The following is an 11,191-nucleotide window of genomic DNA, read 5'->3' as shown; positions in this document are numbered from 1 at the left end:
GGCCGGGCCGACCCGAAGCCCTGCCGAGGCCGCGGCCTTCGGCCTGGGCAGAGCGGGCCGGAGCCTGGGCCGGCCGTGGCCGAAGGCTGGCGCCGCCATGACCCGGCCGAAGTCTGACCCCGCCATGGCCAGCGGCCGGCCGAAGCCCGGCCCGGCCGTGGCCGGAGGCCGGCCGGAGCCGGAGACCGCGGCCGGCCGAAGGCTGACCGAGGGCTGACGGCAGTCCGGTCGGAGCCTGGCCGCAGCCTGACGGCAGTCCGGTCGGGGCCCGGCCGCAGCCTGACAGCTGGCCGGGCGGGTATCGATCGTTGCTGCGGGGTGGGCCCAACTGCCTGGCCGTGGTGCGTCGTTGGTCAGGGTCGATCGGTGGTTGGCTACGGCCGACCGGTCGTCGCCAGGCGCTCCACCGTCGTGACCGTCTGGTCGAGGATCGTGTCGTAGAGGCGGGCGTGCGCGGCGGGAAGGCCGGCGAGGAGGGGGCGCAGCGAGTCCGTCGCGGGGTCGCGGTCGGAGTCGGGGACGTCGTCGAGCAGGGCCGTCATCTCCTCGTCGGACCTGCGGTAACCCTCGTACACGACATGGCCGAGCATCGTGGACGAGATCAGCGCCACGGCGAGGGCGAGGTCCTCGTCGGAGAGGCCGGCCGGGGTGAGGATCTCGCGCAGCCGGGTCAGGCCTGGGATCCAGGCGGGGTGCCGGGTCGTCGTCATGTACGGCATGAGCTGCGGGTAGGGGCGGAGGTTGGCCAGCCCCGCCCGCATCCAGGCGCGGAGCCGGTCCGGCCAGGGGCCGTCGGCGACGGGGGCGCGCCGCATGGCCTCCAGGACGTGGTCGGCGGCGGCCTGGAGGAGGGCGTCGCGGTCCGGGAAGTAGCGGTAGAGGGCCATGGGGGCGGCCCCGACGACGTCGGCGACCCGCTTGATGGTGAGGGAGACGGCCGGTTCGGCGAGCAGCACCTCGACCGCGCCCGCGACGATCCGCTCCCGCGACAGCCGGGGCGGGCGTCCCCTGCCCCGGCGGCCGGAACCCGTCGCCACCTGCGTCATCCGTTGCGCCTCTCCGTCCGCGACAGCCGTGCCCGGACAGGGGAAGGCTACCGCTCCGGCACTTTCCGGGCCCGGCTCCCATTATTTTGCGTATGGCGTACGAAAAACATGCCAGACTCGTTTCGTTCGGCCCCCTGTCGCACGCATCAGCCGGAGGCTTCGCCATGTCCGCGTCCGCCGTCCCCACCCCGCCTCTCGAGGGGTCCGGTCCCCCGCGCTCCGGCGCCGTCGTCTGGGTCCTGGCCCTCGGTGGGATCACCGTCTCGCTGATGCAGACGCTGATCATCCCGATCGTGCCCGAGCTGCCGAAGCTGCTGAACTCCTCGCCGTCCGACGCCACTTGGGCGATCACCGCGACCCTGCTGGCCGGTGCCGTCGCCAACCCGGTGGTGGGGCGGCTCGGGGACATGTACGGCAAGCGGCGGATGCTGCTGCTCAACCTCGTGCTGCTGATAGCGGGTTCGGTGGTCGGCGCGCTCAGCGACTCGCTCGCGCCGATGATCGTCGGCCGGGCGCTCCAGGGCTTCTCGATGGCGGTCATCCCGCTCGGCATCAGCATCATGCGTGACGAACTCCCGCCCGAGCGGCTGGGATCGGCGACCGCGCTGATGAGCGCGTCGCTGGGGGTCGGCGGTGCGCTGGGGCTGCCGACGGCCGCGTTCATCGCCGAGAAGGCGGACTGGCATGTGCTGTTCTGGACGGCGGCGGTGCTCGGTGCCGTCGTGACCGCGCTCGTCGTGGCGCTCGTACCGGAGTCGGCGGTGCGCAGCGGGGGCCGGTTCGACGTCGTGGGCGGCGTCGGGATGTCGATCGGCCTGGTGTGTCTGCTGCTCGCGGTCTCCAAGGGGGCGGACTGGGGCTGGGGCAGCGGGACGACGACCGGGCTGTTCGTCGTGGCCGTCGCCGTGCTGCTGGTGTGGGGCTGGTGGGAGTTGCGCACCGAGCGGCCGCTGGTCGATCTGCGAACCAGCGCGCGGCGCCAGGTGCTGCTGACCAACCTCGCGTCCGTGGTGTTCGGCTTCGCGATGTTCGCCATGTCGCTGGCCGTGCCGCAGCTGCTCCAACTGCCCACGCTCACCGGCTACGGCCTGGGCCAGTCCGTGCTCGCGGCGGGCCTCACGCTCGGTCCCTCCGGCCTGGTGATGATGGCCACGGCGCCGCTGTCCGCCCGGATCTCGGCGGCGGCCGGACCCCGGGTCACCCTCATGCTGGGCGCGTCCGTCGTGGCCGCCGGTTACGGCCTCGGTGTCTTCATGCTGTCCGCGGTCTGGCAGGTCGTCGTGGTGTGCTGCGTGATCTCGGCCGGGGTCGGTTTCGCCTACGGCGCGATGCCCGCGCTCATCATGGGGGCCGTGCCGCTGTCCGAGACGGCCGCCGCGAACAGCCTCAACAGCCTGATGCGCTCCATCGGCACGTCCGCCTCCAGCGCCGTCGCCGGAGTCGTACTGGCGCACATGACGACGACGTTCGGCTCGGTGAAGGTCCCCTCCCACGACGGTTTCCGCGTGATCATGGGCATCGGTTCGGCGGCGGCCCTGGCGGCCCTGGCACTGGCCGCGTTCCTTCCGGGCCGGCGGCCGGCCGTCGGTGCGGGGGTGTCGGCGACGGCCCCCGCCGAGGCGGGGGTGGGGTAGGGGTTCCGGAAAAGTGTGTCACTTTGCCCTGAAAGCGACACACTTTTCCAGAGAGGGTCCCCTGCCCCCCGGCCCTCGCGGTGCTACGACAGCTGCGACTGCACCTGGGACGAGATCAGCTCCAGGTGGTCCAGGTCGTCGAGGTCGAGGACCTGGAGGTAGATGCGCCGGGAGCCGGTCTCGCCGTAGCGGCCGATCTTGTCGACGACCTCGGACGGGGAGCCCGCCAGGCCGTTGGCCTTGAGCTCGTCGACCTCGCGGCCGATCACGGCGGCGCGGCGGGCGACCTCCTGGTCGTCCTTGCCGACGCAGACGACGAGGGCGTTGGAGTAGATCAGGTCGTCGGCCTTGCGGCCGGCGGCCTCGGCGGCGGCGCGGACCCGGCCGAACTGCCGCTCGCTGTCCTCGATCGAGGCGAACGGGATGTTGAACTCGTCGGCGTACCGAGCGGCCAGCTTCGGGGTACGGCTCGCGCCGTGGCCGCCGATCAGCACCGGGATCCTGGACTGCGCGGGCTTGGGCAGCGCGGGCGAGTCGGTCAGGTCGTAGTACGTGCCGTGGAAGTCGAAGGTGTCGCCGAGCCTGGTCTCCCAGAGGCCGGTGACGATCGCCAGCTGCTCCTCCAGGCGGGCGAACTTCTCCTTGGGGAAGGGGATGCCGTAGGCCTTGTGCTCCTGCTCGAACCAGCCCGCGCCCAGGCCCAGTTCGACCCGGCCGCCCGACATCTGGTCGACCTGTGCGACCTGGATGGCGAGGACGCCGGGGAGGCGGAAGGTGCCGGCCGTCATCAGGGTGCCCAGGCGGATGCGCCTGGTCTCGCGGGCGAGGCCGGCGAGGGTGAGCCAGGCGTCGGTGGGGCCGGGGAGGCCGTCGCCGGAGCCCATGCTCAGGAAGTGGTCGGAGCGGAAAAAGGCGTCGAAGCCGAGGTCCTCGGTGGCCTTGGCCACGGCGAGCAAGGTGTCGTAGGTGGCGCCCTGCTGGGGCTCGGTGAAGATGCGAAGATCCATGCCTCCATCCTGCACTCCGGGACGCCGGTCAACCCCACCGGTCCCTGCGGCCCCACTCCTGCCCGGTCGGGTGAAATTGCGTCAACCGTGCGCACGGGGACTGCCCGTGCCAGTGACCCGCCCCGGTGATGATCGTTGGCTCGGGCGGAACCGGACCGCCCGGATTCCCGCACCGGCAAGGCGACGTCGGGGCGTCACCCGCATCGGCCTCCGCTCTCGGAGGCCACGGGCCGAGGAGGCCGTCATGTCCGAAGAAGCCGTGCCGCAGCAGGGCGGGCCTGCGCAACCGAAGGGGTTGTTGCAGCAGATGGAGGAGCTGATGGCGTCACTGAACGCGGACCTGTCCGCCCTCGACGCGGATCTGCAGTCGGCCGGAAGCACGGGGTCGGTGTCCGCCGAGGAGGGCGGCGCGACCGCCTGACGCTTCTGCGGCGCCGGAGGCGGACGTCTCTCACCCCGCCTCCCGCTCCGGTATCTCCGCCAGCTCCGCCCGCTCCCGGTCCGCCAGTCTTCGCAGCATCTCCAGGACCCGGTCCCGCGACTCGTCCGCCGCGTCGATCGCCTCCATGCACTGCCAGTACGTGCCCTCGTCGTCCGCCGCGCAGGCGATGCCGACCAGGGCGATACCGACCTCGCCGAGCAGGCCGCCCAGGCAGAGGAGAGCGAGCCGGGCATCGCCCAACTCCGTGAGCTGCGCGGCCCGTAAGTCCTCCACCGCGAGCACCGGGGTGTCCAGGACGCCGCAGCCCCGGCCCGCCAGCTCGGTCAACCCCAGTGCCTCACCGCGCAGTTCGGGCGGGCCGAAGACCGCGAGGCGGCTGCCGATCGCCTGCGCGAGGGCCTGCGCCTGCCACACCTCCGTCATGGTCTGCGGTACGTCCCCGCTGCCGGCCAGGGCACGCCTGCTCGTCAGGATGAGCCGCATCGCGTCCATGCACTGCCCCCGTCATATCCCGACGCGCTGTTCGCACGTCCGCCCGAACTCCCTAGTCCACTACCCAGAGTGAGAGTCCCTGAGACGAAAAGCCAGAGGAAGGCGGAAATCTGTGGACAACAAATCGGTTGCGGACAGATGAATGACTCCGGAGAGTGAAAATGGACGCGCTCGCTCCCCCAACTTGTCCATTACGGCCGGGGGAACCTGTCCTCGTTCCGGTCGATCTTCGCCTCCAGCGCGGCGAGCGGGTCGATGCCGAGCACCTCGCACAGCTGCAGCAAGTAGGCGAGCACATCGGCGACTTCGTCCCGCACCCGGTGCGCGCTGTCCGGGTCGTCCATGACCCGCGCGGACTCCTCGGGGGTCAACCACTGGAAGATCTCGACCAGTTCGGAGGCCTCCACGCTGAGCGCGGCCACGAGGTTCTTGGGCGTGTGGTAGGGCTGCCAGTTCCGTGCGGCGGCGAACTCGGCCAGCCTGCGCTGCAGTTTCGCCACGTCGAGATGTTCTGTCACGGCTCCAGGTGTACCACCGTGACCCCCTCGACCCGCTCCGCCCAGGACGCGTCGCTCACCGCGCCGACCAGCCGGATGTGCCCGCGCTCGCACATCCGGGCGGCGAGCCGCAGCAGTTCGGCGCGTTGCCGTACGTCCAGCGCGCGGTCGAGGCCGTCGGCGAGGACGGTGAGGGTCTGCATCGCGGCCGGGACCTCGCCGGGCGGGTCAACCTCCAGGACGCCGGGGCCGGTGAGAAGCACCAACGCGAGGGCGGCGTAACGGAGTTCACCGTCTCCGAGCCGTCCGAAGCCGGTGCGCCCGCGGTCGCCCCGGTCGAGTACGGCCCTGACCAGGCCGTCGCGCAACGGTTCCGCGAGCACGTCCTCGACGGTTCCGGCGCATCCGGTGCGCAGCGCCGCGACGAGTTGCCCGTGCCGTCGCCCGCACTCGCTCCGGGTGCGCCACAGCACGTCGGCGAGGTTGGCGCAGTCCCGCAGCAGCCGGCCGTCGCCGATCGGCACGGGTGCGCGCATCCGCCCGGGCACCGGGTCGCAGGCGAAGACGGAGCGCAGGGCGACCACCATCTGCTCGGCGGCGGCCAGGACCTGTCGCTGTCCGTCCGTCTTTCCCGCGACCCGCAGCGGCAGCAGGGCGGTGCCGAGCCGGTCGTCGGGCAGCGGGGCGCGGGTGACCGGTGACGAACCCGCCGTGTGCCAGGCGGCCTGCACCGAGCGGCGGGCGGGATCGCGCAGGGCGGTCTCCAGGAGGACCAGCCCGCCGGACGTCAACCGCTCGCCCACGATGCGGAGTTCGGGCTCGGCCTGGACGGCGACGTCGAGCCGTACCGGGCCCTCGGGTCCGTCCGCCGTACAGCCGATGCGGAAGCCGCGCCGGCGCTGGGCGTCGGGCCGGGCCCGGTCCGGGACGCAGGCGACCGGGTCCGGGAAGACCTCCCCCACCTCGGCTCCGCCGCCGAGCCGCGCGAGCGCCTCGTACGCCCGCAGCACGCTCGTCTTGCCGCAGCCGCTGGGCCCGGCGAAGAGGGTGAGCGGCCCGAGCGGGAACCCGGCGCCCCGGTGGGTGGCGAACGCCGACAGGCGCAGCTCCGTGAGGTGCGGCCGGTCGGGGTGGGACTCAGGACTCCCGGGGCTCGCAGATGACTGCCGGGGTGAGGCGGCCTGTGGCGGCACGCGGGGTTCGCACGGCGGAGCGGACTGGGGAGACTGCGGGGACACGGCCATATCCGGACCGTAGGCCTCCGCCGTGAGGCGAACCGTTCCGTCCCGGGGACCTTCCTACGATCGAGGGACCGCCCCCACCGCTCCCGCCCCCGCGCGGCTCACACGCCCGGAACCCCCGCCCCCTCCATCAGCCCCCGCACTTCCGTCCCAGGCGGTGTGAGCAGGAACACATTCCGGTCGACGCGGGTCATCCCGCTCGACAGCCCGAAGACGACACCCGTGCTGAAGTCGAGCACCCGCTTGGCGACCTCGCTCTCCGCGCCGGTCAGGTCGAGGAGCACCGGTATGCCCGCCATCAGGGTCTCCGCGACCTCGCGGGCGTCCCCGAACACATTCACCCGCAGGACGACGAAGCGGCGCCGCGGCTCGGTCTCGGCCTCGGGTACGGCCCGGTGGCTCACGGCGGACGGCCAGGCGTCCCGGCCTCGCAGCGGCACTACCTGCGCGAGCCCCTCCCACTGTTCGTCGGTGACATCGTGGCTGTTCACCGGCATGCTCCGTCCTGGGTCGCGCTGGCAGTCTGCATCCGGCAATTGTTGCGCACTGTCACCCGTTCGGCCCAACAGCGACACACTCCGCGACAAGATCCGGCACATCTCACACCGGCCCCGAGCCGGTTGTGCAGCGGGCGTAACCCCTCATGATCGAGCCGTGTGACATCGGCGTAACGGGCAATTCGTAGCGTCTACGGCATGACGACGAGCCTCCGCACACAGCAGGTACGAACGGTCTGCTCGTACTGCGGTGTGGGCTGCGGCATGCTGCTCGACGTCGGGGCGGGTCCCGACGGCAGGCGTACGGTCCTCAGGGCGTCCGGCGACAAGGCGCACCCGGCGAACGCGGGCCGGCTCTGCACCAAGGGCGCGACCACGGCCGAGATGCTCGCCGCCCCGGGCCGGCTCACCAGCGCGCTGGTCCGGGACGACCGGGGCGCGGAGCCGGCGCCCGCGCCCGTAGCGGACGCCGTCGCCGAGACCGCGCGCCGGCTGCGGAGGATCGTCGACGAGCACGGGCCGGACGCGGTCGCCTTCTACGTCTCCGGGCAGATGAGCCTGGAGGCCCAGTACTTGGCGAACAAGCTGGCCAAGGGGTTCGTGCGCACGAACCAGATCGAGTCCAACTCCCGGCTGTGCATGGCGAGTGCGGGTGCCGGATACAAGTCGTCGCTGGGCGCGGACGGGCCGCCGGGCTCGTACGAGGACTTCGAGCGGGCGGACGTGTTCCTGGTCATCGGCTCGAACATGGCCGACTGCCATCCGATCCTCTTCCTGCGCATGATGGAACGGGTCAAGGCGGGCGCCAAGTTGATCGTCGTCGACCCGCGCCGGACCGCCACGGCGGCGAAGGCGGACCTCTTCCTGCAGATCGCTCCAGGCACCGATCTCGCCCTGCTCAACGGCCTGTTGCACCTGCTGCACGAGAACGGGCACACCGACGAGGAGTTCATCGCCGCGCACACCGAGGGCTGGGAGGCGCTGCCCGACTTCCTCGCCGACTACGCGCCGGACGCCGTCGCCGCGCTCACCGGACTCGCCGAGGACGACATCCGTACGGCGGCCCGGCTGATCGGCGAGGCGGGCGAGTGGATGAGCTGCTGGACGATGGGGCTCAACCAGTCCACGCACGGCACCTGGAACACCAACGCCCTGGTCAACCTGCATCTCGCGACGGGCGCCATCTGTCGCCCCGGCAGCGGGCCGTTCTCCCTCACCGGCCAGCCGAACGCGATGGGCGGCCGTGAAATGGGCTACATGGGACCGGGATTGCCGGGCCAGCGGTCCGTACTGGTCGACGCGGAACGGGAGTTCACCGAGGAGGTGTGGGGTCTGCCGCCCGACACCCTCCGCGCGGACGGCGTCGGCCGGGGCACGGTCGAGATGTTCCGGAAGATGGCCGACGGTGAGATCAAGGCCTGCTGGATCATCTGCACCAACCCGGTCGCCTCCGTCGCCAACCGACGCACCGTCATCGAGGGCCTGGAAGCAGCCGAGTTCGTCGTCACCCAGGACGTCTTCACCGACACCGAGACCAACGCGTACGCCGACGTCGTCCTCCCCGGCGCCCTGTGGACCGAGTCCGAGGGCGTCCTGGTCAACAGCGAACGCACCCTCACCCTCGCCCGCCCCGTCGTCGACCCGCCCGGCGAGGCCACGGCCGACTGGCGACTCATCGCGGCCGTGGCCTGCGCGATGGGCTACGAGAAGGGCTTCTCCTACGACAGCGCGGAGGAAGTCTTCGCGGAGATACGGCAGTTCTTCAACCCGGTGACCGGGTGGGACCTGCGCGGGGTGACCTACGAGCGGCTGCGGTCCACGCCGGTGCAGTGGCCCGCGGCGGAGGAGAACGGGCCGGACCGCAATCCCATCCGGTACATGGGCGGCGGTGAGCTGCGGTTCCCGACTCCCAGTGGGCGGGCTGTCTTTCACGCCCGGCCGCACATGCCGGCCGCCGAACTGCCCGACGACGACTACCCGTTCGTGCTCAACACGGGACGCCTTCAGCACCAGTGGCACACGCTCACCAAGACCGGCAAGGTCGCCAAGCTCAACAAGCTGAACCCCGGACCCTTCGTCGAGCTGCATCCGCAGGACGCGCGGGAGTTGGGGATCGCGGAGGGCGACTCGGTGGAGGTCGCGTCGCGGCGGGGGCGGGCGGTGCTGCCGGCCGTGGTGACCGACCGGGTACGGCCCGGGGGCTGTTTCGCGCCGTTCCACTGGAACGACCTCTTCGGCGAGTATCTGAGCGTCAACGCGGTGACGAGTGACGCGGTCGATCCGGTGTCGTTCCAGCCGGAGTTCAAGGTGTGCGCGGTGTCGCTGGCGAAGGTGGCGAGCGCACCACCGGCACAGCCCGAGGTGGTCCTGCCGGCCTCCGTGACCCCTTCCGCCGTCACGACGGGCGCGAATCCCTTCGGCCTCGACCCCGCCCCGCCGCCCGTGCTCACCGCGCAGGAACGCGTCTATTTGACCGGCTTCCTCGCGGGCATCGAGTCCGGCGCCCCGGGTGTGCCGACGCTTCCGCCGGACGCGCCCTTCAGCGCCGAACACGCCTTGTGGGTCAACGGTGTTCTCGCCGGGATGTATTCGAGGTCGACGACCGCTCCCCCACAGGAAGGGCGGCAACAGCCGCAGGCCGGGCGGCGGATCGTCGTACTGTGGGCCTCGCAGACCGGCAACGCGGAGGAGTTGGCGGCGGCCACCGCCGAGCGTCTCGGCTCGGCCGGGCACCGGGCGAGTCTGCTGGGCATGGACCAGGCCGACGTCGGCACGCTTCCGGCCGACGCCGACCTCCTCTTCATCACCAGCACGTTCGGCGACGGCGACGCCCCCGACAACGGCTCGGGCTTCTGGGACGCGCTGGCCGGCGAGCAGGCGCCCCGGCTGGACGGAGTGCGGTTCGCGGTACTGGCCCTGGGCGACTCGTCGTACGACGACTTCTGTGGGCACGGGCGCCGACTGGACGCGCGGCTCGACGAGTTGGGCGGGGTGCGGCTGGCCCCGCGCACGGACTGCGAGCCGGACTTCGAACCGTCGGCGGACGCGTGGCTGGGCCAGGTCATCACGGCGCTGGGCGCCGAACCCGGAGTCCCGGAAGCACCGCGCCGCGCCCCCAAGCCCGCCCCCGCGCTCGCCCGGCTCGTCGGCAACCGGCTGCTCAGCCGGCCCGGTGCGGGCAAGGAGGTGCGGCGGTTCACCTTCGACACCAGCGGGATCGACCTCACGTACGAGGCCGGTGACGCGCTCGGCGTGCGGCCGGTCAACTCGCCGGACCTGGTGGAGGAGTGGCTGACCGTCACCGGCGCCGATGCCTCAACCGTCGTAGAAGTGGCTGGTGTTGGCGAGTTCCCTTTCGCCGAAGCGCTCCACCGGCAGCTGGACATCACCCGCATCACCCCGGACCTGCTGCGCTTCGTGGCCGAACGGGCCCGGGACGACCGGGAGTTGCGCAGGCTGTTGCGGCCCGACAACAAGGACCGGCTCGCGCAGTGGAGTTGGGGGCGGCAGGCAGTGGACGTGCTCGCCGAGTACCCGGTGAAGGCGGACGCGGAGGACTGGGCCGGGGTGCTCAAGAAGCTGCAGCCGCGCCTGTACTCGATCAGCTCCAGCCCGCTCGTCGACCCGCACAGCGTCTCACTCACGGTGTCGGTGGTGCGCTACGAGAATCTCGACGGCCGCCCGCGCAGCGGGGTGTGCTCACCGTTCCTGGCCGATGCCGAGGCGGGCACGGAGGTACCGGTGTTCGTGCAGCGGTCGCCGCACTTCCGGCCGCCCACCGACGCCGGGACACCGATGGTGATGGTCGGGCCGGGTACGGGGGTCGCGCCGTTCGTCGGGTTCCTCCAGGAGCGGCGCGCGCTCGGGCACGCGGCGCCGAACTGGCTGTTCTTCGGCGAGCAGCACCGCGCGACGGACTTCTACTACGAGGAGGAACTCGCCCAGCTGCTCGACGAGGGCACGCTCGCCCGGCTCGACACGGCCTTCTCCCGGGACCAGCGGGCCAAGGTGTATGTGCAGGACCGGATGCGGGAGCACGGGCCGGAGTTGTGGCACTGGCTGCAGGAGGGCGCCCACTTCTACGTGTGCGGGGACGCCTCGCGGATGGCGAAGGACGTGGACCGGGCGCTGCGTGACATCGCGGTCGCGCACGGCGGTCTCGACGAGGCCGAGGCGGCCTCGTACGTGAAGCAACTGGCGGCGGCGAAACGGTATGTGCGCGATGTTTACTGAATGAACCGATGGCTTCGGCCAGTTGAACAATGACGTTCGCTTTTGCTGCTTTCCCGCCACAAAAGCGGACTTCTTACCGCCCTCACACCCGACTCTTCACGA

Annotated in this window: 9 protein-coding genes; 3 read left to right on the top strand and 6 right to left on the bottom strand. The window is 71.7% G+C overall.

Annotated features, from left to right (window positions below):
- Positions 1-374 precede the first annotated feature (374 nt).
- Positions 375-1,046, bottom strand: a complete 672-nt coding sequence (locus tag ACWDEW_RS44125) for a TetR/AcrR family transcriptional regulator (protein ID WP_450521283.1) — start codon at positions 1,044-1,046, stop codon at positions 375-377.
- A gap of 164 nt (positions 1,047-1,210) precedes the next feature.
- Between ACWDEW_RS44125 and ACWDEW_RS44120 the strand changes: the two genes are divergently transcribed.
- On the top strand, positions 1,211-2,680 hold the full coding sequence (locus ACWDEW_RS44120) for an MFS transporter (RefSeq protein WP_450521281.1): 1,470 nt from the start codon (positions 1,211-1,213) through the stop codon (positions 2,678-2,680).
- Positions 2,681-2,763: 83 nt separating this feature from the next.
- Here the strand turns inward: ACWDEW_RS44120 and ACWDEW_RS44115 are convergent, their stop codons facing one another.
- Complete coding sequence (locus ACWDEW_RS44115; RefSeq protein ID WP_450521279.1) at positions 2,764-3,687, bottom strand: LLM class F420-dependent oxidoreductase; 924 nt, start codon at positions 3,685-3,687, stop codon at positions 2,764-2,766.
- A gap of 244 nt (positions 3,688-3,931) precedes the next feature.
- Here ACWDEW_RS44115 and ACWDEW_RS44110 point away from each other — a divergent pair, with 244 nt between their 5' ends.
- Complete coding sequence (locus ACWDEW_RS44110; RefSeq protein WP_200713655.1) at positions 3,932-4,108, top strand: hypothetical protein; 177 nt, start codon at positions 3,932-3,934, stop codon at positions 4,106-4,108.
- A gap of 30 nt (positions 4,109-4,138) precedes the next feature.
- Here ACWDEW_RS44110 and ACWDEW_RS44105 read toward each other — a convergent pair whose 3' ends face one another.
- The 4 genes from ACWDEW_RS44105 to ACWDEW_RS44090 form a co-directional block, all read right to left on the bottom strand.
- Complete coding sequence (locus ACWDEW_RS44105; RefSeq protein WP_450521277.1) at positions 4,139-4,621, bottom strand: DUF6099 family protein; 483 nt, start codon at positions 4,619-4,621, stop codon at positions 4,139-4,141.
- Positions 4,622-4,812: 191 nt separating this feature from the next.
- A complete protein-coding gene (locus ACWDEW_RS44100) occupies positions 4,813-5,139 on the bottom strand; it encodes a nucleotide pyrophosphohydrolase (protein ID WP_262063276.1) in 327 nt (108 codons plus the stop codon).
- Positions 5,136-6,362 (bottom strand): AAA family ATPase, encoded by a 1,227-nt coding sequence (locus ACWDEW_RS44095; protein ID WP_450521275.1) that lies wholly within the window; start codon positions 6,360-6,362, stop codon positions 5,136-5,138. Before ACWDEW_RS44095 ends, ACWDEW_RS44100 begins: the two co-directional genes overlap by 4 nt.
- Before the next feature lie 98 nt (positions 6,363-6,460).
- Complete coding sequence (locus ACWDEW_RS44090) at positions 6,461-6,856, bottom strand: cell division protein SepF (protein ID WP_450521273.1); 396 nt, start codon at positions 6,854-6,856, stop codon at positions 6,461-6,463.
- Between the two features lie 198 nt (positions 6,857-7,054).
- Between ACWDEW_RS44090 and ACWDEW_RS44085 the strand changes: the two genes are divergently transcribed.
- The gene (locus ACWDEW_RS44085; RefSeq protein WP_450521271.1) at positions 7,055-11,089 is read left to right on the top strand and encodes a molybdopterin-dependent oxidoreductase; all 4,035 of its coding nucleotides are present in this window, start codon (positions 7,055-7,057) and stop codon (positions 11,087-11,089) included.
- Positions 11,090-11,191: the final 102 nt, after the last annotated feature.

It is taken from the genome of Streptomyces sp. NPDC001100 (genome assembly GCF_053598575.1).
The sequence above is the reverse complement of the archived record's forward strand: the minus strand, read 5'-3'. Positions and strand labels throughout refer to the sequence as shown.

What these genes read in the sequence shown, in the direction of transcription:
- ACWDEW_RS44125 (WP_450521283.1), bottom strand. Translation starts at nt 1,046, where the DNA reads ATGACGCAGGTGGCGACGGGTTCCGGCCGCCGGGGCAGGGGACGCCCG.
- ACWDEW_RS44120 (WP_450521281.1), top strand. Translation starts at nt 1,211, where the DNA reads ATGTCCGCGTCCGCCGTCCCCACCCCGCCTCTCGAGGGGTCCGGTCCC.
- ACWDEW_RS44115 (WP_450521279.1), bottom strand. Translation starts at nt 3,687, where the DNA reads ATGGATCTTCGCATCTTCACCGAGCCCCAGCAGGGCGCCACCTACGAC.
- ACWDEW_RS44110 (WP_200713655.1), top strand. Translation starts at nt 3,932, where the DNA reads ATGTCCGAAGAAGCCGTGCCGCAGCAGGGCGGGCCTGCGCAACCGAAG.
- ACWDEW_RS44105 (WP_450521277.1), bottom strand. Translation starts at nt 4,621, where the DNA reads ATGGACGCGATGCGGCTCATCCTGACGAGCAGGCGTGCCCTGGCCGGC.
- ACWDEW_RS44095 (WP_450521275.1), bottom strand. Translation starts at nt 6,362, where the DNA reads ATGGCCGTGTCCCCGCAGTCTCCCCAGTCCGCTCCGCCGTGCGAACCC.
- ACWDEW_RS44090 (WP_450521273.1), bottom strand. Translation starts at nt 6,856, where the DNA reads ATGCCGGTGAACAGCCACGATGTCACCGACGAACAGTGGGAGGGGCTC.
- ACWDEW_RS44085 (WP_450521271.1), top strand. Translation starts at nt 7,055, where the DNA reads ATGACGACGAGCCTCCGCACACAGCAGGTACGAACGGTCTGCTCGTAC.